The sequence below is a fragment of the Dyella sp. EPa41 genome, from assembly GCF_016586165.1.
Classification (GTDB): Bacteria; Pseudomonadota; Gammaproteobacteria; order Xanthomonadales; family Rhodanobacteraceae; genus Dyella.
Window position 1 is genome coordinate 52,575 of record NZ_BCPR01000015.1, and the last position, 24,733, is coordinate 77,307.

The window sequence follows — 24,733 nt, forward strand, 5'->3', positions numbered from 1 at the left end:
CACTGCAAGGGTTTCCATGGAGAGGTTCATGACCGCGCCACACTCGAACGCCGACCAGCCCGCGCTGCGCGGCCGCACCGTGGTCATCACGCGGCCGGCCGGCACGGGTTCGTCGCTGGCGCGGGAGGTGCGCCGGCGCGGCGGCACGCCGGTGCTGTTGCCGGGCCTGTCGCTGCATGCCGCTGGCGCATCAGGCCCAACCCTCGACGCCCTGCATGCGGCGCTCGGCGACGACCTGCTGATTTTCACCAGCCCGGCCGCCGTGCGCTTTGCCGCACGCCTGGCGCCCTTGCGCACGCAGGCCGCGGTGTTCGCCGTGGGGCAGGGCACAGCGCGGGCGCTGCGCCGGCACGGGGTGAAGGCGCCGCTGGCGCCGGCGTTGCGACAGGACAGCGAAGGCCTGCTGGACCACCCCTTGCTGGCCGACCCGCGCGGCCGGCGCGTGGCGCTCATCGGTGCACCCGGTGGCCGCGGTGTGCTGCGCGCGACACTGGCCGAGCGCGGTGCGCGTCTGCGCGAAGTGCACGTGTACCAGCGCGGCGTGCCGCGCTGGCAGGCACGACACGTCGAAGCGCTGCGGCAGCTACCGGCGGATGCCTGCGTGCTGCTGTCGAGCGCCGAGGCGTTGGGCAACCTCCAGCAAGGTCTTCCCGCGTTTGCTTGGACGAAACTCTGCGGCGCCATCGCCGTGGCCAGCAGCGAGCGGCTGGCCGACGCGGCGCGCAGCGCGGGTTTTGCCCGCGTGCGGCTGGCTGCGTCGGCGCTGTCCGCCGACCTGCTTGCCGCTGCCGCGCACTGATGTGCCGACAGGTGGCGGTAGGCGCGCTTTCATTGTTTTGCGGCCGGGCCACTTTCACGCCCGCTTGATGCGAGTCCCCTGCGGCAGGCTGTTAGCATGTCGCCCATGAGCCAAGACGACTCCCTCTTCCGATCCGAGGCGCCGGAAGGCGCACCTTCCGGTTCTTCCCGCTCGCGCGGTGCACCCGCACGGCGTGGCAGCGGCACCCTGGCAGTGGCCTTGCTGCTGTCGCTGGTCGCCATCGGCGGCGCCGGTTACGTGGGCTGGCGCCTGTGGCAGCAGGAGCAGGGCAATGCAGCCGGCCATGCATGGCTGCAGGGGCTGCAGCAACGCGTGGACAGTCTTGAAAACGTCGCCAAGGCCAGCGACAGCGAGCGCAACCTGCTTCGCCAGCGCTTGGGCGATGCGGACCAGGTGAACCGCTCGTTGCGCGAGGAACTGCTCAGCCAGGCCGAGCGCACGCGCAACCTCGAAGATGCCGTGGCCAAGCTGTCGGAAAAGACGCTCTCCGGCCACGACGCCATGCTGCTGGATGAAACCGAGTCGCTGCTGCGCATGGCCAAGGAGCGCTACGACCTGTTCCACGATGCGCAGGGCGCCGCGGCGGCGTATGCGCTCGCCGACCAGGCGCTGGCGGCGGTGAACGACGGGGCATTCTCGGGTCTGCGACAGAGCATCGGTGCGGAGCGCGAGGCGCTCGCCAAGAGCCAGCCCGCTTCGCTCGATGCCTCGCTCACCGCCTTGTCCGCGTTGCGCACGGCCGTGCTGGAGCTTCCGCTCAAACCGCTGGATACCGCCGGCCCCGAGGCGTCGGCCAGCCGCTGGTCGCGCATCACCGCCGCCATCGGCAACGTGGTGAAGGTGCAGCGGACCAATGGCGCGCCGCTCTCGGTCGCCGATGCGCGTTTCGCGCGCGAACTCACCGCCATCGATCTCGCGCAGGCGCAGGCCGCGCTGCTGGCGGCCGATCGCGATGCCTACACCGCCGCGCTCAAGCGTGCCGACACCGGCATCGCCGCGCAGTTCGACACCAGCGCGCCCGCCGTGCAGCAGGCCCGCATGCAGCTGGCCGCGCTGCAGGCACAACAGCCGTCCGCCCCGGTGCAACTGGGTGCCGCACTCAGCGAGCTGCGCAACCTGCGCGCGGTACACGCGCTCAAGCCCGCCAATGCCAATGCCAACGGGGCCAAGCCATGAAGCTGTGGCGCTGGATCCTGCTGCTGGTGATCGCGGCGGCGCTGGCCGCGTTCGGCTGGCATTGGGTCGCCGCGGATCCCGGTTACGTGATGGTGCAACTGCGTGGCTGGCAAGCGGAAACCACCGTGGTCGCCGCGGTGGTCATCCTCTTGTTGGCGTGGGGCGTGCTCGGCGCGCTGTGGTTTGCCATCCGCTGGCCGTTCGGCGCGCTGACGCGCCGCCATCGTCGGCTCAGCCGGCAGAAAATGGGTGAAGGCCTGGTGGCGCTGATGGAAGGTCGCCATGGCGATGCCGAGCGCGATCTGCATCGCGCCTCCCGCCTGGATGCCTTGCGTGGTCCGGCGCTGCTCGCGGCAGCCGAGGCGGCGTCGCGCCGTGGCGAGAACGTCCGCGCGCTGACCACGCTCGACGAAGCCGGCCAGGTGGCGCCGCGTGCCGCGCGCGTGTTGCGTGCGCGCGTGCTGCGCCGCGAAGGCAAGCCGGCCGAGGCGGTGAACCTGCTCGCGACCGATGCCGACAACGGCCAGCTCACGCCCGGCGGCTGGCGCGAACTCGCACTGGCAGCGCTGGCGGCCGGCGACACGCGTCGGGCGCGCATGGCGCTGGATCCGTTGCAGAAGGGCGGCGCCCTCGGCGCGCGCGGTTACGCTGCGCTCGAAGCGCAGGTACTGGCCGCCTCGTTGCGTGGCGCGCCGGACGCCGCCGCGCTCAATGCGCTGTGGACCCAACTGCCCAAGGCGCAGCGCCGCGTGCCGGCTGCTGTCGATGCCTACGCCCGCCAGGCGGCGTCGTTCGGCATGGTGCTGCCGGCCATGGACGAGGTGGAGTCGGCGCTGCGTCGCGAATGGTCGCCGCTGCTGATCGAAACCTACGGCGCGCTCGGCGCCGAAGACATCGAGGCGCGCCTGCGCCGCGCCGAATCGTGGCTGGACGCGCATCCCAACGATGCCGCACTGCTGCTCACGCTGGGCCGCATGTGCGTGCGCCTGGGTCTCTGGGGCAAGGCCTCGCAATACCTCGAACGCTCGTTGGCGCTGTCACCCAGCAGCGGCGCCTGGGAAGCGTTGGGCGATGTCTATGCCGGGCAGAACGACGCGGCCATGGCGCAACGTTGTTACCGCAATGCCCTCGCACTGGCTCGCGGCGAACCGGCCACGTCGTTGCCGCAAGGCGCGCGTTCCACGCGCCTGGACACGCGACCCATCGCGATGGAAGAGCGCAGCGAGCACGGCGTGCCGCGGCTGCCGGAGTAGCCGCGGCTCTGTTGTAGGAGCGCACCCAGTGCGCGATATCAACCTCGCGACACCACGCAATTCCATCGCGCACCGGGTGCGTTCCCACCACTGGAAAAGCGCGGGACGGCCTAGCCCACCGAAATCGCCCAGGTGATGAAACCCGCGTTGATCGCCGTGAACACCATGGCGACCAGGAAGATGACATCCGCGATGCGTTCCAGCCGATAGTTGCGGCTGACGTTGCGCGTTCGCAGCGCCCAGTACGACAGCAGGCACGAGGCCAGGTAGAGCAGCGAATTGACGGCCAGCATGTCGTCGGCGAGGGTGTCCTCGCGCCGCAGCGAGATCACCACGCGCAGGATGCCGATGACGGTGAGGCAGACACCGACCATGGTGGCGGACGCGGTGAAGATGTGGACGCAGATGTCGTCGTCCAGGCGACGGCGGCGTGCGATGGGGGCTTCCTCTTCGACGTTGGATGTCATGGCAAGGCCTGGTCGCTGAAGGGTCGGAAGCTGGGAGCCCGGCTGTCGCCACTGGTTCCCGGGCAGGTCGCCCATGAAGCGGTGCGATCATACCGCGCGGCACCTCCCGGCGCCGCCGGCATCACATCGGCGTCAGGTTGGCATAGGCATAGACCAGCCACTTGCTGCCGGCCGAAGAAAAATTCACCTGGATGCGCATGTGCGCGCCGCTGCCCTCGGCACTCACCACCACGCCTTCGCCGAAGCTCGGATGGCTGACGCGCTGTCCCAGCTTCAGCGGCATGGGCTCGTCCAGCGACGTCGAACCGCCGCCCGGACGCGCGCCATACAGCGGGCGGCTCACCTGCACGCGCGGGCGCACCTCGTCGATCAGCTCAGGCGGGATCTCGGAGAGAAAGCGGGACGGCCGCGCCAGCATTTCCACGCCGTGCATGCGGCGCGATTCGGCGTAGGTGATGAACAGCCGCTCGCGGGCACGCGTGATGCCCACGTAGGCGAGGCGGCGCTCCTCTTCGAGGCGGCCTTCGTCTTCCACCGAGCGCTGGCTGGGGAACAGGCCTTCTTCCATGCCGACCAGGAACACCACGGGGAATTCCAGGCCCTTGGCCGAATGCAGCGTCATCAACTGCACGCAGTCGTCCCACGATTCGCCCTGGCCTTCGCCCGCTTCGAGCGCCGCGTGCGAAAGGAAGGCAGCCAGTTCGCTCAGGCCCGCTTCGATGTCGTCGGGCGTGAGCTCGAAACGGCTGGCGACGTTGACCAGTTCGTCCAGGTTCTCCACGCGCGATTCGGCGTTGCCGCGGCTGTCCTTTTCGTAGAAGTCGCGCAGGCCGCTCTGCGTGACCGCGTGGTCGATCTGTTCGGCCAGGGCAAGCGCATTGCCCGTTTCCGTGCCGGCAAAGGCACGCGCCATGTCCTCGATCATGGTGAGGAAGGCCTTCACCGCGTTCTTCGCGCGACCGGCCAGTTCCTTGCCGCCGCCCAGCTCGCTGAGCGCGGACTCCCACATCGAGCTGCCCTCGACGCGTGCGCGACGGCGCAGCACGTCCAGCGTGCGATCGCCGATGCCGCGCGGCGGGGTGTTCACCGCGCGCTCGAACGCGGCGTCGTCGTGCCGATTGGAGGCCAGGCGAAGATAGGCAAGCGCATCCTTGATTTCCGCGCGGTCGAAGAAGCGCTGGCCGCCGTAGACGCGGAAGCGGATGTCCCTCTGCATCAGCTGCTCTTCAAAGTTGCGCGACTGCGCATTCGACCGGTACAAGATGGCGATGTCGCGCGCTTCGCCGTGTTCGGCGATGTACTCGCGGATGCGCTCCACCACGAAGCGGGCTTCGTCCTGTTCGTTGTACGAGGCGTACAGCGCGATGCGCTCGCCATCGCCGCCATCCGTCCACAGCTGCTTGCCCAGGCGCCCGCCGTTGCGCGCGATCACGCTGTTGGCGGCCTTCAGGATGGTGGCGGTGGAGCGATAGTTCTGCTCCAGCTTGATGGTCTTCGCGCCCGGGAAATCGCGCAGGAACTGCTGCACGTTCTCCACCTTGGCGCCGCGCCAGCCGTAGATGGCCTGGTCGTCGTCGCCCACCACGAACACCTGGCCCGTGCTGCCGGCCAGCACGCGGATCCATGCGTATTGCAGCGTGTTGGTGTCCTGGAATTCGTCGATCAGCAGGTAACGCCAGCGGTCGCGGTAATGATCCAGGATCTGCGGGTTGTTCAGCCACAGCTCGTGCGCGCGCAGCAGCAGCTCGGCGAAATCCACCAGGCCCGCGCGACGGCAGGCTTCTTCATACGCCTGGTAAATCTGCACCAGCGTGCGGGTCATCGGATGATCGCGGTGCTCGATGCTGTCAGGGCGTCGGCCCTCGTCCTTCCACTGGTTGATCTGCCACGTCGCCTGGCGCGGCGGAAAGCGCGCTTCGTCCAGGCCCAGCCCGGTGACAACGCGCTTGACGATGCGCTGCTGGTCGTCCGCATCGAGAATCTGGAAACCCTCCGGCAGCCCCGCTTCGCGCCAATGACGACGCAGCAGGCGATGCGCGATGCCGTGGAAGGTGCCCACGGTAAGGCCTTGCGTGCCGCCGGGAATCAACTGGTCAAGGCGCGCGCGCATTTCGCCCGCGGCCTTGTTGGTAAAGGTCACCGCCAGGATCGCCCACGGCGAGATGTGTTCCACCTGGGTGAGCCAGCCGATGCGATGCGTAAGCACGCGCGTCTTGCCCGAGCCGGCGCCGGCAAGCACGAGGTAGTTGCCAGGTGGGGCGCAGACCGCTTCGCGCTGCGCGTCGTTGAGCTTGTCGATCAGGTGGGAGACATCCATCCGCCCATTGTACCGGGCCCGGCGCCGCCGGGCTTTCTCCCCTGTAGGAGCGCACCCAGTGCGCGACCGCGGCGCATCGGCGTCACCGCTCCGTTGGCTTTTCGCGCACTGGGTGCGCTCCTGCAAGGGAAAGGCCAGCTGGTCAGTAGTTGTAGCTCGGCCCCAACAGATGGAAGTGCACGATGAAGGCGATCGCCCCGAGGCACGCGAACAGCAGCACGATTCCGCCGATGCGCCGCCACCACGCGCCCGGCGTGCGCCACGCGCGCAGCGTTTCGATGGCGACGGGAATCGTGCCGAGCACGGCCAGCAAGCCCATGACCTGCAGCAACAGCAGGCGCATCTCCAGCTGCGGTGCGCCCAGCCGCGGCAGCATCAGCGCCCAGCCACCGGCGAACAGCAGGTAGAGGACGGGGGTGATGCGACTGAGGCGATACCAGCGCTCGTCGCCTTCCGGCAGCGCCGGGCCGATGCCGCGCTTGCGTAGCAGCGCCGCCACCGGCCAGGACAAGGCGATGAGCGCCAAAATGCCCAGCAGGACGGTGAGTACTGTGCATACGCGGGCCGGCGTCCATTCGGTCGCAGGCAGGAATACCTGCGTCGGCGACAACGTATCGATCGACCACATGCGCATCGTGCCGTCGCGCACGAGAGCGGCCAGCTGATGCCCGCTGGCATCGTCCACCCAGACATACGGCTTCACTTCACGCCACGATTCGGGGCCGAGCTGCGGAATTCGCAGCGTGCCGTCGGCCGCCACGTCTATCCGTACCTCGTGGAACAGGGCACGCAGGGAGAGCACATTGCTTTGCGACGTGATGCTGGAGGTGTAACGACCCGCCAGTTGGCCGGCGTGTGCCTTGGCCGTTGCCAGCGTCGGCAGCTTCAATTGCGGCAGCGGCGGGAAGTAGCGCGCATCGAAATCATCGGCCTGCCGCCGCAGCCATCGGGCGTCAGGGTTGCCCTCGACGGCGATGAAGAGGCCGGCGTGCTGCTCCGGAAACAGCGCCACGAGACTGTGGAAGCCCGGGATGTCGCCGCCCTGGCCAAGGATGGCCTGGCCGTCGCGATCCATGCGCGCAAAGCCCAGCGCCATGCCGGGCAAGCCTGGGATGGCGGTGCGCAGATAGCCGTGCATCTCCTTCACGCTGGCCTGTTCCAGCAGCTGCGCTTCACCGGCACGACCGAACTGCAGGTGCGCGATCATGAAGCGCGCCATGTCTTCGCCGCTGATGGAAAGCGCATCCGCGGGTGCCGCCGTCCACCCTGTGGGCGGTTGCGGCGTGGCATCGGCCCCGTGATAACCCGGCGCGGCATCGGCCTGCATGCCGGCGGGCGGCGGTTGCCGGAAGCTGGCGTGCTGCATGTCGAGCGGCGTGAAGACATGCCGCTCCACATAGGTATCGAATGGCATGCCGGACACGCGCTGCACGATGTAGCCGGCCAGCGCGGCGCCATACGTTGAATACGCGGGCACTTCGCCCGGGGGATGGATCCGCGCCGGCACCCATCGCTTCACCCACGCTTCGTTGCTCATCAGCGAAGCCGTGTCGGTCGCGTAGCGATCCCTGAGCACGTCTTCGAAGCCGGCGGTATGCGTCATCAGATCGCGCAGCGTCACCGGCTTGCCATCGCGCGGCGGGATGCGGACATCGAGATAGCGGTTGATGTCCGCGTCGAGTTCGAGCTTGTGCTGTTCCACCAGCTGCATCACCGCCGTCCAGGTGAACAGCGTGGATACCGACGCCACGCGGAACATCGTGCTTGCGGGGTCGACCGGCTTCTTCGCCGCGACGTCCGCATACCCGTAACCCTTCGACACGACGACGTTGCCGTCCTTCACCACCACGGCAACGGCGCCGGCGATGTTGCCGTTTGACATTGCCTTGGCCATCTGCCCGTCGAGCCACGGTTGCAGGTCGCCGGCGGTGAGTTCGTGGGCGCCGAGCTGGGTGATGGTGGCGGCCTTGGGTTCGGCCAGCGGGTTGATCTGGATCTGCCCGTGGGACAGCGACGAGAACATGGCGAATGCCGTCGCCAGGAGGAGCCGGCTGCTACGGGCGACGACTGGCGCGATGGTTTTCATCGTGGGCTTCCCTCGGCATCGGGTTCGAACGGGCGGATGCCGAGTATGCCGCGCGGGATGTCGCTTTCGCGTCGGGGCGCTGCCAACGCGTCAGCGGTTTTTCAGCTGCGACGCATTTTCGTCATCAAATCCGCCAACTCGCGCACGGCGGCTTCGGAGTCCGCGCGGCGTGGCGTGATGTCGGCGTTGTTGAAATTGCCGGCATCACCGATCACCTGCACCATGATGCCGTCGCTGCGCGGCACCACGCTGATGTCCTTCATGCGCAGGCCATAGGTCACTTCCGGTTGCGGTACCAGGCGTGCTGTCTGCCCGCGCACGGGGATCACCGAGTCGTCATTGAACAAGGCGCGTGCCCCATAGCCGGTGGCGTTGACCAGCGTGCGTTCGGGCAGCTTCTGCAATTCATCGGCATGGCCGAATTCGCGGATCTCGATCTTGCCGCCAGCGGCGAGGTATTCGGACATCAGCAGGTTGGCATAGCTGCTGATGTTGAACATCAAGGTGGTGTAGCGGCGCACGTACGGTTCGGGGAAGGGATGCGTGCCCGGCGGCAGTTCGACGGATCGCGGCGTGAGGTCGCGCACGCGGTCGGCGAATTCGCCGTACTCGGGTTCGTCGGCCACTTCACCATGGAAGGAGCCAAACGGCGCATCCGCCAGCGAGTAGCCATCGATCCACTCGATCGGTTCGCCCGGCAGGCCGAGCAAGCTCTGGTAACGCGCATGAGAGATGCGCGTCATCGTTTCCCAGCGGTCCGCCAAGCCCGCCGCATGTTCGGCGTCGCAGATGCGCGAGTCGGGCGTCCACAGGCCCGAGGCGCGCATGGAGAACACGTCCGGCGGCAACGCCTTGGCGTAGATGCGCACGGACAGGCCGGCCTGTTGCGCGAGCAATGCCGTGGTGAGTCCGATCGCGCCGCAGCCGATCACGCCGATCTCGCGCGCGCCGGTGCCCTGCACCATCTGCAGCGCGAGCGTGCCCGCGCCCCACGACAGCGACCAGCCGCTGCCGCCGTGGCCGTAGTTGTGCACGATGGTCTTGCCGCCAAGCTGCTGCGTCTCGATGCGCGGCCCGGCCGCGCGAAACGGGCGTGTGCAGACGTAAACGCCGGTAATGCGGTCCACGCTGGCGCGGATGGGCGCGAGCCCGGCGGCATCGGGTGGCAGACCCGCGCGCCCCGCTCCCGGTGATTTCGTCGGCTGCCCGGCGCAGGCGGCGAGGCCTGCCGTCGACGCCACGGCCAGCGTGGCGCCGGCCTGGCGCAGGAATTGGCGGCGTTCCATCGTTTGCTCTCCCAGGGGGCGGACGGCCCTCGCCATCCGATCAGCCAGCATGCGCTCTGTCGGCGGGCAAGGGCAGGGCGGCGGTCAGCCTTTCTTGAGGAATCCGCCTATCGCGATGACCGCACCGATGATGATGCCGGCCACGCCGATCCATTCGGGCACGGCCTTGTCATGCGTGGCGGTGACCTTGGCCGAACCGATCTGCACCAATGTATCGGTAGTCTGGTAGCTGCCGTGGCCGAAGACGACCCAGGCGCCGGCGCCCAGCAGGATGATGCCGATGATGATCAACGCTGCACGCATGGAACGCTCCCGAGTGTTGGAGAGCCGATCATAGGTGCGGTGGATGTGTGAAAAAAGTCGACGGCGGTGCGGCGAGGCGCATCCGCCGTCGGGGAGAAAGGGGTTCGTTCAGCTGACGCGTGCGAACAGCGCGCCATGGCCAGGCAGGGACAGCTGGCCCGCAGCCAGCGTGCCCTGGGCCAGCCCGTGGCCTTCGACCGGCGTGGCCGCGTCCATGCCCGGCAGCGCCAGGCTGACCGCCTGCTTGGACAGGTTGAACGCCACCAGCACCGTTTCGTTGCCGTGTTGGCGCGTGAAGGCCAGCACCGGCTCGGGCGTGTCGATGAAGCGGATGTTGCCCCAGCGCAACGCGGGCTGCGTCTTGCGCCAGGCCATGAAGGTGCGGAAACCGTTGAGCGCGGAATCCCCGGTGGCATCCTGCAGGCTCACGGCCAGCGCGCGATGTTCCGCCGGCACCGGCAGCCAGGGTTCGCCCACGCTGAAGCCCGCGTTCACCCCACCGTTCCATGGCATCGGCGTGCGGCAACCGTCGCGACCCTTGAAGGTCGGCCAGAAGGTGATGCCGTAGGGATCCTGCAACGACTCGAACGGCACGTCCGCCTCGGTGAGGCCGAGTTCCTCGCCCTGGTACACGCACACCGAGCCGCGCAGCGAGCACACCATGGCGCTCAGCAGGTTGGCCAGGCGCGGCGAGGCATCGCCATTGCCCCACCGGGTGAGCACGCGCGAGACGTCGTGGTTGGAAATGGCCCAGCACGGCCAGCCTTCGAGCATCTGCGCCTCGAGGTTCTGCACCGTGCCGCGGATGTACGCCGCGCTGAAATCGTCGGTGAGCAGCTCGAAGCTGTAGCCCATGTGCAGGCGGCGGCCGCTGGTGTATTCGGCGGTGGTGGCGAGCGAATCCTCCGAGGAGATCTCGCCGATCGCCGCCACGTCGCGGTACTGGTCCATCAACGCGCGCAGGTCTTCCAGGAACGCCAGGTTCTCGGGGCGCGTGTTGTTGTAGTAGTGGTACTGGAACGCGTACGGGTTGTCCGGGCTGAAGCCGCGGCCCACGCGCTTGTCCTCGGGCTTGGGCGGGTTGTCGCGCAGCGCGAGGTCGTGGAAGCAGAAGTTGATCGCGTCCAGGCGCAGGCCGTCCACGCCCTTGTCCAGCCAGAACTTCACCGCGTCGAGCACCGCGCGGCGCACGTCCGGGTTGTGGAAGTTGAGGTCCGGCTGCGAGGTCAGGAAGTTGTGCAGGTAGTACTGCCCGCGGCGCGGCTCCCACTGCCATGCGCAGCCGCCGAACAGCGACAGCCAGTTGTTGGGCGGCGTGCCGTCTTCGCGCGCATCCGCCCACACGTACCAGTCGGCCTTGGGATTGACGCGGCTCTCGCGGCTTTCCTTGAACCATGCATGCTCGGCCGACGTATGGCTGAGCACCTGGTCGATCATCACCTTGATGCCGAGCGAGTGCGCCTTGGCGAGCAGGCGATCGAAATCCTCGTTGCTGCCGAACAGCGGATCGACTTCGCGGTAGTCCGCGATGTCATAGCCGAAATCGGCCATCGGCGAGCGGAAGAACGGGGCGATCCAGATCGCGTCCACGCCCAGGCTCGCGATGTAGTCGAGCTTGGCGATGATGCCCGGCAGGTCGCCGACGCCATCGCCATTGGTGTCCATGAAGCTGCGTGGATAGATCTGGTAGGTGACGGCTCCGCGCCACCACGGTGCTTCACTCATTCGCATGTCCCGTTCCCGCCCAATGCATTGCGCATGCCGCCAAGACACGTGGCCTGAGCGAAGCGCGGGGGGCAGCTTAAAGGCAGAGCCGCGATGCAACGCCTTGACTGCATACGTATTCAGAAAAACGCGATATTGCGTTGCAGCAAGCGGCGCTCAGACGCCTGCGCGAGCGGAAAACACGCCGGGTACCGATATGCGCCGGTGCAGGAAAAAGCCGCGCCGTTGCTGGCGCGAGCGTTGATCGGCGGCGAATTCGCGAGCCATCGGATCGCACGCGCCGCGCGACAGCGTCCCATTAGAATTTTGTCAAAGGTGCACAAAAAAAGCGGGCCATGAATACGTATGCATAGGCCTGTTTCCCTTTTTTCGCAGCCCTACCATGGCCGCCACGCGACGGGGCCCTCCGAGTATTCGGCATGCACTGGCGCGTAGCCCGCGGCGGTCTGTGGGGACTGCCGCGGCAACTACAAAACCAATGACGTGCATACCCGTGGGAGGGGAAGACGGTGATTCTGAAACGCAACGTGCTGGCCTTGGCGCTGGCTTCCGGCCTCTGCTTGACTGCCGGTATTCACGCGGCACCGATCGATACGGACGCAAAGACCGATGGCACCGCCACCGGCAACGCCGCGCCGGCTGACCAGTCGACGCAGGCTGCGAGCCCGCAGCCCGGCGACCAGACCAAGCAGGAACAGCAGCTGGCCAAGAGCCTGTCGACCATCACCGTGACTGGCTACAACCAGGGCATGGAAAAGTCGATCGACTACCAGCGCTATTCCGACACCATCACCAACGTCATCACCGCGGCCGACATCGGCGGTCTTCCCGACCAGTCGATCGCCGACGCGTTGACCCGCCTGCCGGGCGTGTCCGCCGAGCGCATCGCCGGCCAGGCATCGCAGATCAACATCCGCGGCCTGTCGGGCAACTTCATCCAGACCACGCTCAACGGTCGCGAGCAGCCGTCCACCAGCGGCAGCAACTACATCCAGTTCGACCAGTACCCGTCCGAGCTGATCAACATGGCGACGGTGTACAAGTCCTCGCAGTCGTCGCTGATCACCGGCGGCGTCGGCGGCACCATCGCGATGGAGACGGCCAACCCGCTCAACGCGCCGAAGGAGCAGAACCTCAACATCGACGCGCGTGGCAGCTACAACAGCCAGGCCAACGATGTGGCGGGCGCGAACTCCACCGGCTATCGCCTGAGCGCCGCGTGGCAGGGCAAGTTCCTCAACGACACCCTGGGCGTGGGCCTGGGCGTGGCGCAGATGTACCAGCCGCACGTGGCCGAGCAGTTCGTGGGTGAAGCCTCCGACGGCAACCTCGTCACGCTGCCGAGCGGCCAGCAGGCCTACATGACCCAGGGCCTGCAGGTGCAGCAGAACGGCGGCAACGAGCGCCGCACCGGCGAGATGGCCACCGTGGTGTGGAAGGCCACCGACGAACTGCAGTTCGGCGCCGACGCGTTCTACTCGAAGTTCAAGGACACCTCGTTCGGCTACGGCTTCCGCTCGCAGAACATGTACGGCAACCAGAACCTGGTTTCCAATGCCGTGCTCGGTCCCTACGGCACCATGACGGGCGGCACCATCACCAGCCCGGGCGCCAACAACTTCTCCAACGAGACCACCGCCGACAACTACACGACGAAGACCAGCGTGTTCTCGGGTGGCCTCAACATGAAGTGGAACCACGGCCCGTGGCACGTGGACACCGACCTGTCGCTCTCGCGCGCCACCAGCAACGAGATCAACGTGGACACCACGGCTGATCCGTACAACAACCTGGGCGCCGCGAACCAGTCGCTGATGGCCCAGTCGACCACCTACCAGCTGGCCGGCCGCCAGGTGGGCACGGTGTCGTTCGGCAATCCGGGCGCGTACACCAACCTCAACGACATGGGCCTGTCGCGTTACGGCGTGTACCCCTACATCTATCACGACAAGATGAAGGCGTTCCGCACCGACGTGAAGTACGACCTGCCCAACAACGCGTGGTTCTCGGCGGTGGAAGCCGGCGTGTACCTCAACAACCATACGTACAACGCGGATCGCGAAGTGTACGTCTACGGTTCGGAGTGGGGCACCGATTACAGCAATCCGGGTTCCGCTGGTTTCAACCAGCCGGCGCTGTCGATTCCCGCGAGCGCCGCCAACGTGCGTTGCTGGAAGGGCAAGTTCTCCGGCATGCCGTGCTTCCTGCAGCTGGACGGCCCGGCCATCCTCGCCGCGCACGGCATCACCGCCAACCCGGTGAAGGACATCCACAACAACAGCTGGTCGATGATCCAGAGCGGCTCGGTGGATGAGCAGACCCGCGACCTGTATTTCCAGGGCGACATCGACGCGCAGGAAGTGTTCGGCCACGAACTGACCGGCAACGTCGGCATCCGCTACTCGCACCAGAAGCAGTACAGCAACGGCCTGCAGCAGGTGGGCAATGGCGCCGGCGTGCCGATCACCGACGGCAACGGCTACACCAGCACCGACTACGCGCCGCTCAACGTCGGCAAGACCTATTCCGACTGGCTGCCGTCGCTGAACCTGGTCTACCACCTCACCGAAGACGACCAGATGCGCTTCTCGGCCGCCAAGGTGCTGGCGCGTCCGCCGATCAACAAGATGCTGGCGGGTTCGGGCTCCTGGGTGTCGAACGGCCAGTACAACGTGTGGGGCGGCACCAGCCCGCTGCTCGATCCGCTGCGCGCGTTCCAGTGGGATCTTGGCTATGAGCACTACTTCGACGATTCGTCGGGCGTGATCAGCGGCGGTGTGTTCTACAAGCACATCGACTCGTTCGTGCAGGACGTCACCTACAACAACTTCGACTTCGCCGCGGCCGGCATTCCGGTTCCGACCGATCCGAGCACGGGCAAGCCCTACCTCAACGGCCAGTACCAGACCTCGTACAACGCCACCGGCGGCAGCGTGAAGGGTCTGGAGATGTCGCTCTCCAAGAACCACATCTTCCCGGGCATCTGGGAAGGCCTGGGCGTGCAGGCGAACTTCGCGCTGACCACCAGCAACGTGCGCAACCCGAACAACCTGGGCGGCGCGGAAGCGAACCTCAGCCTGCCGGGCCTGTCCAAGCGCGTCGCCAGCGCCGCGGTGTTCTACGACTACGGTCCGTTCTCGGCCCGCGTGTCCGGCAACTACCGTTCGAAGTTCGCTTCCGATACGCAGATGTCGGTGAACAACCAGATGGTCACCTTCGCTGCCGAAACGGTGTACGACTTCCAGGCGTCGTACGAGATCTCCAAGCAGTGGCGCGCGGTGATGCAGGTGCTGAACCTCAGCAACCAGCCGACCCGCACCTACTTCGGCTCCGACCCGTCGCAGACCGGTACCATCCAGTACTTCGGACGCACCACCTACCTCGGCGTCGAGTTCAAGCTGTAACCCACGATCGCGCCGGCCTCCGCCAGGAGTGCCGGCGCGATGCTTTCCGGAGCCATGCGGTCCGCATGGCGCCCCCACACCGCGAGGCCCGGCGTAGCGGTCACCGGTCCGAAGCGATGTCTGCGTTCCGGTGTACTGTTGCCCGTCGAAGGCCAGCGGCCTTTGCATGGAGAACGGCATGTCGCGGAACCGCTTTTTGAAGCCCCTGGCTTTGTTCACCGCCCTCGCGCTCGGCGCGGGCTCCCTGTCCGGTGCACGCGCGGCCGAGGCCAGGCCGCCTGCCATCGACGCGCCGTCCTCCGGCGTCTATTACGAAATCTTCGTGCGCGCCTGGTACGACACCAACGGCGACGGCATCGGCGATCTCAACGGCGTCACCGCCAAGCTCGATTACCTGAAGTCGCTGGGCATCAGCGGCATCTGGCTGATGCCGATCAACAACTCGCCCAGCTACCACGGCTACGACATCACCGACTACTACGGCATCAATCCGCAGTACGGTACCACCGCCGATCTCCAGCACCTCGTCGAGGAAGCGCACAAGCGCGGCATCGCGGTGACCATGGACATGGTGATCAACCACAGCAGCAACGAGCACCCGTGGTTCGTCGCCGCGCAGAAGGCCAACGATCCGCACCGAAACTGGTACACCTGGGCCACCAAACGGCCCAATCTCGATGCGATGAGCGCGACCGACACGCCGATCTGGCATGCGGGCGACGATGGCTGGTACATCGGCGTGTTCGGCGGCCACATGCCCGACTTCAACTACGACAACCCCGCCGTGCGCGCCGAGATGATCAAGGTCGGCCAGTTCTGGCTGGGCAAGGGCGTGGACGGCTTCCGCCTGGATGCGGCCAAGCACATCTACGTCGACTTCAAGTCGGACGAGCACAGCCTCGAAGCGGTGCGGAAGAACGCGCAGTGGTGGACCGAGTACCGCGACGCGCTCGCCAAGGTGAACCCCAAGGTGACCCTGGTCGGCGAGGTGAGCGCGACATCGCCCAAGGAACTCGCACCGTATCTCAAGCCGCTTGGTTCGATCTTCGACTTTCCGCTGGCCGAGCAGCTGATCGTGAGCGCCAAGACCGAGAACGCCACCAGGCTGGCGGCACTGCTCAAGGCCACCTACGATGCCTACAAGCTGGCGGGCGATGTCCAGGGAGGGGCCGATGCGCCATTCATCGATTCCACGTTCCTGTCCAACCACGACCAGGAACGCGTGATGAGCCGCCTGGCCGGCAACCCCGGGCACATGCGCATGGCGGCGGCCATGCTGCTGACGCTGCCGGGCCGTCCGTACATCTACTACGGCGAAGAGCTCGGCATGGAGGGCAGGAAACCCGATCCGAACCTGCGCGAGCCGATGCGCTGGACGCGCGAAGCAGGCCCGGGCGAATCGCGCTGGAAGCCGTCCAGCGTGAACCAAGGGCAGGTCGTCTCCGTGCAGGCCGAAGAGGACGACCCGAATTCGCTGCTGCATGCCTACCGCACCCTGATCAGCTGGCGCACGCACAACAGCGCGTTGCGCGACGGTAGGCTGGAGGCGGTGGCCACCGGCAATCCACACCTGTTTGCCTACTGGCGCGACGACGGCAAGCAGCGCCTGCTGGTGGTGCACAACCTTTCCGGCAAGAGCGCGATGTGGAAGCCTAAGAGCGATCTGTTGCCCAAGGAGGCCATCGTGCTGCTCACCACCCAGACGCAGGCGTCCCTCAAGGACGGCCATCTGAACCTGCCCGCCTACAGCACCGTGGTGCTCCGCTGATGCGGGCGCGCCTGCTGGCACTGGCGCTGCTCGGTGCGACCAGTGCCGTTCCGGCGGCGAGGGCCGCTCGTGTCGACGCCAGCGCCGATCGCATGGAACTGGTGGTGCCGCAAGGCAAGCTGGAGTTGCGTCTGCTCGCGCCCGGCATCGTGCAGCTGCGGGTGGATGGCACGCGCGAGCCGGCCACGCCGGTGATCGATCCGGACGCCAGCTTCGATCCGGTCGAGGTGAGGCGCGAGCAGCAGGGCGGCGAACAGGTGATGCGCTCGGACCAGCTCGTCCTGCGCTGGAACCCGCAGCGCAGCGAGCTGCGCATGGAGTCACCGGATGGTCGCCCGTTGCTGAGCGCCAATCTCGCGCGCGCCCTCGATGGGCGCTGGTCGCTGCGCCACGCCAAGGGCGACCCGCAGTACGGCATCGGCGGCCTCAATGCGTTCGACCCCAAGGCCGGCAACCTGCTGCGCCAGGGCAAGCAACGGGCCACCGCCGGCAACCAGGGCCACACGGGTGCACCGTTCGTATGGAGCACCGCCGGCTACGGCGTGCTGGCCGATGCCGAGCCGGCCCAGTTCGACCTCACGCCAACCGATATCGCCGTGCATGCCACGCAGCCGCAGCCGGTGCGCACGATCTACCTGTTCGCCGGGCAGCCGGCCGCGCTGTTCGCGCAGCTGCGCCTGATCAGCGGCGCGGCGCCGATGTTTCCCAAGTGGGCCATGGGTTTCACCAACAGCCAGTGGGGCATCGACCAGAAGGAAGCGCAGGCGCTGGTGGAAACCTATCGCGCCAGGCACATCCCCATCGACAACTTCACCTTCGACTTCGACTGGAAGGCGTGGGGCGAGGACATGGGCGAGTTTCGCTGGAACACCGACAAGTTCCCGGATGGCCCGGACGGCAAGCTCAAGCAGTGGATGGATGCGCGCGGCATGCGCATGACCGGCATCATGAAGCCGCGCCTGCACGTGGACACGGTCGAAGGACGCGAGGCGACGCAGCGCGGCTACTGGCTGGCGCAGTCCAAGGTGGCGCCGGACTACTTCTCGCACAAGCCGGTGCGCGACGTGGATTTCGACAAACCAGAGGTGCGTGCATGGTTCTTCAACGACGCGCTCAAGCAGTCCTTCGACACCGGTATCGTGGGCTGGTGGAACGATGAGGCGGACGACAGCGGCGTCGATACGCAGTTCCTCAACATGCAGCGCGCCATGTACGACGGCCAGCGCGCGCACGGCAACCAGCGCGTGTGGTCGATCAACCGCAACTACTACCTGGGCTCGCAGCGTTACGCCTACGGCGTGTGGTCGGGCGACATCCAGAGCGGCTTTGCCAGCATGGCCAACCAGCGCCAGCGCATGCTCGCCGCGTTCGACGTGGGCGCGATGCATTGGGGCATGGATGGTGGCGGCTTCAAGGCGCCACGGCCCAGCGACGAGAACTACGCGCGCTGGATCGAGTTCGGCGCGTTCACGCCGGTATTCCGCGTGCACGGCGACTTCGGGCAGAAGCGCCAGCCATGGGTCTACGGCCCCGTCGCGGAGAAAGCCGCAACGGACGCCATCCGGCTGCGTTATTCGCTCATTCCCTATATCTACGGCTACGAGTACCGGAACCACGTGAGCGGCGTGGGCCTGGTGCGGCCGCTGCAGTTCGCCTATCCCGACGATCCGGCGCAGCGCGACCGCATCGACGCGTGGATGTTCGGCGACTACCTGCTGGCGTCGCCGGTGGTGGAGCAGGGGCAGACGTCCAAACGGCTGAAGCTGCCGAAGGGTCGCTGGATCGGCTGGTTCGACGGCAAGTCTTACGAGGGCGATCGCGAGATCACGCTCGCCATCGATGCCAAGGGTTGGGGCGACATCCCGCTGTTCATCCGCGAAGGCGCCATCATCCCGCAGCAACCCGTGATGGATTACGTCGGACAGCACCCGGTGACGGCGCTGGACGTGCAGGTCTTTCCGGCCGACAGCGAAAGCCGTTTCGATGTCTACGATGACGATGGCGAAACCTATGCCTACGAGAACGGCGCGTACTTCGTGCAACCGCTGATGGTGCGTCGCGAGGGCGGCCGCGTGAGCGTGCGTACCGAGGCGCCGAAGGGCGGCTTCAGGCCGGCGCTGCATGACTATGTGCTCGCCGTGCACGGACCCGTGGCAAACTCGGTGCGCAGCGGCGAGCAGTCGTTGCCGGTATTCGAGACGGTTGATGCATTGCGCAACGCCGCGACGGAAGGCTGGGCGCGTGGCAAGGATCGTTTTGGCGAGGTGACCTACGTGAAGCTCGAGGCAGGCAAGGTGCGCGATATCCGGCTCGATACTGTGGCGGTGCAGCAATGAGGCTGCACGCGGGTCGTCGCGTGCTGCCGCTGGCTTTGGCGTGTACGGCGTGGTTCGCCACGGGTGTCGCGCGGGCCGACGCGATGGCCGCCGACCAGCTGAGCTGGCAAGGCAAGACCGCCGGCATGCATGCGAACGGCGACGGCAGTTTCGTCCTGCAGGCGCCGACGGGTGAACGACGCATCCCGGCGCAGCGCTTCGTCGCGCATACGGCAAGCCCGCTGTTCGACGGCCTGTTCGCGATGGCGCAGGACGACCTGCATCACGATTCGGTGAGCGCGATCCAGGATCCGGCGTTCGACCACGGCAAGCCGATTCCCTGCGAGTGCTTCAAGACCGGCGATCGCTGGCCCTATGTGTGGACGCGCGACCTGTCGTTTTCGGTCGACCTCGCGCTGTGGCGCTTCGATCCCGCGCGCGCGCGCCAGTCGCTGCGCTTCAAGCTGTCCGACGTGCGTGAACCCTCCGCGCCGCAGGGCCTGTATGTGATGCAGGACACCGGCTCGGGTGGCAGCTGGCCGATCAGCACCGACCGCATCGTGTGGTTCCTTGGCGCGCGTCACCTGCTGGACGACAAGGCCTTCGCCGACGATGTGTTCCGCGCGCTGAAGGACACGCTCTCGCAGGACCGCCTGTACGTGTTCGACGGCGCGCTCGGCCTCTATCGCGGCGAGACCTCGTTCCTCGACTGGCGCGAGCAGACCTATCCGGACTGGACGGCCAGGGACGTGCGCAGCATCGGCGAATCGTTCGCCTTGTCCACCAACGTATTGCACTACCAGGCGCTGCAGCTCGCCGCGTCGATGGCCGGGCAGCGTCACGACGCCTCCGCCGCGGACTTCCGCGGCCAGGCCGAGGCGCTCAAGCGCGCGATCAATGCGCACTTCTGGCGCAACGACCGCGGCATGTACATGAGCTACATCGGCCCCGGCGCGATGCCGATGGATACCTACGACCTGCTCGGCATCGCACTGGCGGTGACCAGTGGCGTGGCCGATGAGGCCCGCGCCAGGCAGACGCTCGCCAACTATCCCGCGTGGCCCGCGGGCAGCCCGGTGATCTGGCCCGAGCGCAGGAACCAGCCGATCTACCACAATCGCGCGATCTGGCCCTTCGTGAGTGCCTATGCGTTGCGCGCCGCGCGTGAGGTGAACGACGCGCCGCGCATCGCGCATGAAATGGATTCGATGCTGCGCGGCGCGGCGTTGTCCGCATCGAACATGGAGAACTTCGAGCTGGCTTCGCAGGCCGTGCATGTCGATGAAGGCCCGCTCAGCGGTCCCGTGGTCGATTCGCCGGCGCAGCTGTGGTCGGTGGGCGGTTATCTCGACATGGTGATCGGCGGCGTGTTCGGTCTCGGCGACGAAGGTCGCATCGAACCCAAGCTGCCCGTGTCGTGGATGAAGACGCTGTTTGGCGACCAGCCGCGCATCACATTGGAGCTGGGCGATCAGCGCATCACGCTCGTACGGCCCGCGAAGGTCGATGGTGATCTGCTGGTTGCCGCGAGGCAGCAGCGCCAAGGCAACGAGACCGTGGTCGAACTCAAGGCCATCCATTCCGGCGCCAGGCCCGTGCGCACCGATGCGCCGCTCTACGCGCCGGCCATCCCCGATGCGCCCGTCGTCAAGGACACCGCCAAGGGCTGGCAGGTGAGCTTTGCCGGCAAGGGTGTGCTGTATGTCGATGGCCGCCGTATCGGCACCATCGATGGGAGCCTCCTCGTGCCCAAGAGCGATGCGCGCCAGTGTTTCCAGCTGACGCGCCTGGGCGATGGCGGCCTGGAGTCGCTGCCCAGCGCGACGACATGCCAGGGTGCCGAGGCCAGGCTGGCAGGCAAGGGGCCGTGGGAATGGCGGGCACCGCGCGATGGCCGTTTCAGCATCACCCTTGCGTACGCCAACGACCATGGCCCGATCAACACGGGCATCACGGCTGCGGTGAAGTTACTCGACGTGCAATGCGATGGCATGGCCGCGCAACGACTGCCGGTGGTGATGCCGCACAGCGCCGGCGTCCAGCGCGCGACGTCGGCCGCGTTCGACGCACGTGCCGGCGGCACCTGCCATATCCGTCTCCAGCAAGGCTTCAACATGAGCTACCTGAGCCACAACGCGCATTACACCGGTGGGCAGGGCGGCGCCAGTGGTCCGTTGAACGAGGCCAACGTGGACGCCTTGCTCATCGCGCCGCTGGTCGATGGGAAATCCGCGCCATGAGTCGTAAACCCGAACTGTCGTTCTGGCAGATCTGGAACATGTGCTTCGGCTTCCTGGGCATCCAGTTCGGCTTCGCGCTGCAGAACGCCAATGTCAGCCGCATCTTCCAGACGCTGGGCGCGGACGTCGGCGACATCCCGATACTGTGGGTGGCGGCACCGTTCTCCGGGCTGATCGTGCAGCCGATCATCGGCTACCTGTCCGATCGTACGTGGACGCGCCTTGGGCGCCGTCGCCCGTATTTCCTGATAGGCGCCGTGCTCTCCACGCTGGCCCTGCTGTGGATGCCCAACTCGCCGACGCTGTGGATCGCGGCAGGGCTGCTGTGGATCATGGATGCCTCCATCAACATCTCGATGGAACCCTTCCGCGCTTTCGTCGGCGACCAGCTGCCGCCGCGCCAGCGCCCGAACGGCTACGCGATGCAGAGCTTCTTCATCGGCGTGGGCTCGGTGGTGGCGTCGTTGCTGCCGTGGTTGCTGGCCAAGTTGGGCGTGAGCAACGTGGCGGCCGAGGGCGGCATTCCCGATACGGTGAAATATGCGTTCTATCTCGGCGGCGCCGTGCTGTTGGGATCGGTGTTGTGGACCGTGCTGTCCACGCGCGAGTACCCGCCCGAGGAGTTGAGCGCCTTTGCCGACAGCCCCACCGATGTGCACGCGGCCGACGTGTCGCGGGGATGGCGCGTGGGCGTGGTGCTGGGCGTGATGGGTGCATTGCTGCTGGCGGCGATTCGCCACTACGCGCTGGAAAAGGAGCTTTATCTGCTCGCGGGCGGCCTGATCCTGTTCGGCGGGCTGTTCGCCTGGCTGTCGATGACGCGCAGCCACGGCATGTTGCGGCAGGTGATGGGCGATCTCTATGGCATGCCTGCCTCCATGCGCCAGCTGGCCTGGGTGCAGCTGTTCTCGTGGTTCGCGCTGTTCGGGCTGTGGATCTACACCACCGCAGCGGTGACGGCCGTGCACTACGGCACCAGCGATACGCATTCGGCGCTGTACAACGAAGGCGCCAACTGGGTGGGCGTGCTGTTCGCTGCGTACAACGCATTCGCCGCCGTGGCCGCGGTGGCGATTCCCTGGATGGTGCGCAAGATGGGCCTGCGCATGAGCCACCTGGTCAACCTGTGGCTGGGCGGCGCGGGGCTGCTGTCGTTCCTGCTGATCCGCGATCCGCACTGGCTGTTGCTGTCGATGGTCGGCGTCGGCTTCGCCTGGGCTTCGATCCTTTCGTTGCCCTATGCGCTGCTGTCGGACAACCTGCCGGCGGCGAAGATGGGCGTGTACATGGGCATCTTCAATTTCTTCATCGTGATCCCGCAGCTGCTCGCGGCGAGCGTGCTGGGGTTGTTGCTGCGCCTGTTCTTCCACGGACAGGCGATCTGGGCATTGGCCATGGGGGGCGCGAGCCTGATCATCGCGGGGCTGTGTACGTTGCGCGTGGCGGAGCCGGCGACGCAGCTGTCCGCCGCACCGGCGCGTTGACCTCATCGGCAGGTTTTATGTGGGAGCGCACCCTGTGCGCGACAAGCGACGAAGAGGCGAAGCGGTATCGCCCGCCCGCGTGGTCAGGTACACCGTCGCGTTGCTGTCGCGCACAGGGTGCGCTCCCACAACCATGAGGTAGTAACCTCAGCGCGGCCGCAAACTCGACTTCCGCACCACCAGCTTCGCCGGCATCATCGCGCTCTCCGCCGGTTCGCCGCGGATCAGCCGCAGCAGGTTGTCGACCAGGATCTCGCCGGCCTGCTTGGTGTCCTGCAGCACCGTGGTCAGCGGCGGATTGGCGAAGCTCGCCATCGGGATGTCGTCGAAGCCGGCCAGCGCCACATCGTCGGGCACCTTCAGGCCGTGGTCGGCGAGCGCGCGCATGGCGCCGATGGCAATGAGGTCGCTGGCGGCGAACACCGCGTCGAATGCCACGCCGCGGGCAAGCAAGGTTTCCAGCGCGTCGTAACCGGAGCGTTCGGTGCTTTCGCCGTTCACCTGCAGCACGGGCTCCACTTCCAGCCTCGCATCTTCCAGTGCCTGGGTGTAGCCGCGATAGCGATCGAAGAACTCGGGATAGTGGCTGGAGGCATCGCCGAGGAATGCAATGCGGCGACAACCCTGCTCGATCAGGTGCGCCGTGACGGCCAGCCCGCCACTGATGTTGTCGCAACCCACCGAGATATCCGGCTGGTCCGGCAGCACCGCGCCCCAGCGCACGCAGTGCGTACCCTGGCCCACCAGCTTCTTGAGCTTGTCGCGGATGGCGAGGTAGTCGCCGTAGCCGAGCAGGATGATGCCGTCCGCCTTCTTGCTGTCCGCGTAATCCGCGTGCCAGTCGTGCGAGAACTGCTGGAACGAGATCAGCAGGTCGTGGCCGCGCTGTGCGCTGGCGCGGGTGATCGAGCCCAGCATGGAAAGGAAGAACGGGTTGATATGCGAGTCGTCGGCCGTCGGATCCTCGAACAGCAGCAGCGCCAGCGTGCCGGTATGGCGGGCGCGTAGGCTGGAGGCGTTCTTGTCGACCTTGTAGTTCAGCTCGTCCACCGCCGCCTGGATGCGCCGGCGCGTCTCCTCGTTGACCAACGGACTGCCGCGCAGCGCGCGCGAGACCGTGGACTGGGAGACGCCGGCCAGGTGGGCGATATCGAATGAGGTGACTTTTCCCTTGATCTGCACGCGGCCATGACCCCTGGAGGCAATACCGGCCGCGTTCCCTGTGGCCAGACGATTGGATGGCGCAAATGCTAGCGGCTTGAGTGCTCGCTGTCCTTTCGGCCGCTCAGGCCGGAGGCCAGGCAAAAAAATGCCCCGAGGATTAGGGGGGAATCCTCGGGGCCGGGTGGAAGCGAAACCCAGGGGAGAGGTTCGCTTACCGGGTTGGCTCATCCAGGGAGGTGGGTGAGCCGGTTGGATGCCGTTGCGCGCATCCGAGGATTAAGAACGCGCGACACGGCAAAAGTTGCACTCGCGAGGACAATTTTGTTTGGGTGGGATTCATTTGACGAAAATCAAACGAATGGGTGTGGCGCGGCATGCTGAGATTCTTGCGTTCCTGGTGGAGACGGCCCGATAAGGCATGTCTCCCCTCGCCACTGTAGGAGCGCACCCTGTGCGCGACCGCCTTTCGCGCCGGTTCGCATGGTTCGCTCTTCCGGCAATGCCGTTTCAGGCAATGGCTGTGTTTCGGCGATCAGGATCGCCTGCGACCGAAGGGAGCCCCTTGGGACAGCGGGCTTCCGAGCGCTGCCGCGGCCCGGGTCACTGTTCTCCGCTTCTTCCCTGTAGGAGCGCACCCAGTGCGCGACCGCCTTTTGCGGGGGGCTGCATGGTTGTGGCTTTTGTTAGAGCGTAGGTGTTGCCTTCGGTAGCCCCACTTCCGCTAGGTTGCCGCTTACGCAGCGGGCGTTTCGACGTCCTGCCGGCCGCCGAGTCACTTTTCTTTTGCTGGCCCAAAAGAAAAGTAACCCAAAGAAAATGGCCTTGAGAGCCAAGGCTCATAGCGATATGCGGGATAGGAGCGTCGGCCGACCGGGGCCAGCCGGGATGGGCTCGTTGCTACCTCAAACGAAGCCGCTACACCGCC

Annotated in this window: 15 protein-coding genes; 8 read left to right on the forward strand and 7 right to left on the reverse strand. The window is 66.7% G+C overall.

What is annotated here, in order from left to right:
• Positions 1 to 28: 28 nt before the first annotated feature.
• The 3 genes from JMF82_RS07200 to JMF82_RS07210 all read left to right on the forward strand — a co-directional run bounded on the left by JMF82_RS07200 (position 29) and on the right by JMF82_RS07210 (position 3,249).
• Positions 29 to 799, forward strand: coding sequence for a uroporphyrinogen-III synthase (locus JMF82_RS07200; RefSeq protein ID WP_201313849.1), 771 nt, complete (start codon positions 29 to 31; stop codon positions 797 to 799).
• A 105-nt stretch (positions 800 to 904) separates the two neighbouring features.
• Entirely contained in the window at positions 905 to 1,996 is a 1,092-nt protein-coding gene (locus JMF82_RS07205) for a uroporphyrinogen-III C-methyltransferase (RefSeq protein ID WP_201313850.1), read from the forward strand.
• On the forward strand, positions 1,993 to 3,249 hold the full coding sequence (locus JMF82_RS07210; RefSeq protein WP_201313851.1) for a heme biosynthesis HemY N-terminal domain-containing protein: 1,257 nt from the start codon (positions 1,993 to 1,995) through the stop codon (positions 3,247 to 3,249). The genes JMF82_RS07205 and JMF82_RS07210 overlap by 4 nt, the downstream gene beginning before the upstream one ends.
• A 110-nt stretch (positions 3,250 to 3,359) precedes the next feature.
• On the opposite strand, the gene JMF82_RS07215 is transcribed toward JMF82_RS07210, so the two are convergent.
• The 6 genes from JMF82_RS07215 to JMF82_RS07240 form a co-directional block, all read right to left on the reverse strand.
• The gene (locus JMF82_RS07215) at positions 3,360 to 3,716 is read right to left on the reverse strand and encodes a hypothetical protein (RefSeq protein WP_201313852.1); all 357 of its coding nucleotides are present in this window, start codon (positions 3,714 to 3,716) and stop codon (positions 3,360 to 3,362) included.
• Positions 3,717 to 3,837: 121 nt separating this feature from the next.
• The gene (gene uvrD / locus JMF82_RS07220; protein ID WP_201313853.1) at positions 3,838 to 6,033 is read right to left on the reverse strand and encodes a DNA helicase II; all 2,196 of its coding nucleotides are present in this window, start codon (positions 6,031 to 6,033) and stop codon (positions 3,838 to 3,840) included.
• 142 nt (positions 6,034 to 6,175) lie between these two features.
• The gene (locus tag JMF82_RS07225; protein WP_201313854.1) at positions 6,176 to 8,119 is read right to left on the reverse strand and encodes a serine hydrolase domain-containing protein; all 1,944 of its coding nucleotides are present in this window, start codon (positions 8,117 to 8,119) and stop codon (positions 6,176 to 6,178) included.
• A 101-nt stretch (positions 8,120 to 8,220) separates the two neighbouring features.
• Positions 8,221 to 9,405, reverse strand: a complete 1,185-nt coding sequence (locus JMF82_RS07230) for an FAD-dependent oxidoreductase (protein ID WP_201313855.1) — start codon at positions 9,403 to 9,405, stop codon at positions 8,221 to 8,223.
• 84 nt (positions 9,406 to 9,489) lie between these two features.
• Positions 9,490 to 9,708 carry a hypothetical protein gene (locus JMF82_RS07235; RefSeq protein WP_201313856.1) on the reverse strand — a complete coding sequence of 73 codons (219 nt, stop codon included), beginning with the start codon at positions 9,706 to 9,708 and terminating at the stop codon, positions 9,490 to 9,492.
• 108 nt (positions 9,709 to 9,816) lie between these two features.
• On the reverse strand, positions 9,817 to 11,433 hold the full coding sequence (locus JMF82_RS07240) for an alpha-glucosidase family protein (protein WP_201313857.1): 1,617 nt from the start codon (positions 11,431 to 11,433) through the stop codon (positions 9,817 to 9,819).
• Between the two features lie 509 nt (positions 11,434 to 11,942).
• Here JMF82_RS07240 and JMF82_RS07245 point away from each other — a divergent pair.
• From JMF82_RS07245 to JMF82_RS07265, 5 genes are all read left to right on the forward strand, one after another.
• Positions 11,943 to 14,837, forward strand: coding sequence for a TonB-dependent receptor (locus JMF82_RS07245; RefSeq protein ID WP_201313858.1), 2,895 nt, complete (start codon positions 11,943 to 11,945; stop codon positions 14,835 to 14,837).
• A gap of 196 nt (positions 14,838 to 15,033) precedes the next feature.
• On the forward strand, positions 15,034 to 16,605 hold the full coding sequence (locus JMF82_RS07250; protein WP_236585344.1) for an alpha-amylase family glycosyl hydrolase: 1,572 nt from the start codon (positions 15,034 to 15,036) through the stop codon (positions 16,603 to 16,605).
• Positions 16,605 to 18,941, forward strand: coding sequence for a TIM-barrel domain-containing protein (locus JMF82_RS07255; protein WP_201313860.1), 2,337 nt, complete (start codon positions 16,605 to 16,607; stop codon positions 18,939 to 18,941). Before JMF82_RS07250 ends, JMF82_RS07255 begins: the two co-directional genes overlap by 1 nt.
• A complete protein-coding gene (locus tag JMF82_RS07260; protein WP_236585345.1) occupies positions 18,938 to 21,160 on the forward strand; it encodes a Six-hairpin glycosidase-like protein in 2,223 nt (740 codons plus the stop codon). The genes JMF82_RS07255 and JMF82_RS07260 overlap by 4 nt, the downstream gene beginning before the upstream one ends.
• On the forward strand, positions 21,157 to 22,644 hold the full coding sequence (locus JMF82_RS07265; RefSeq protein WP_201313861.1) for an MFS transporter: 1,488 nt from the start codon (positions 21,157 to 21,159) through the stop codon (positions 22,642 to 22,644). Before JMF82_RS07260 ends, JMF82_RS07265 begins: the two co-directional genes overlap by 4 nt.
• Positions 22,645 to 22,791: 147 nt before the next feature.
• On the opposite strand, the gene JMF82_RS07270 is transcribed toward JMF82_RS07265, so the two are convergent.
• Positions 22,792 to 23,820, reverse strand: coding sequence for a LacI family DNA-binding transcriptional regulator (locus tag JMF82_RS07270; RefSeq protein WP_201313868.1), 1,029 nt, complete (start codon positions 23,818 to 23,820; stop codon positions 22,792 to 22,794).
• Positions 23,821 to 24,733: the final 913 nt, after the last annotated feature.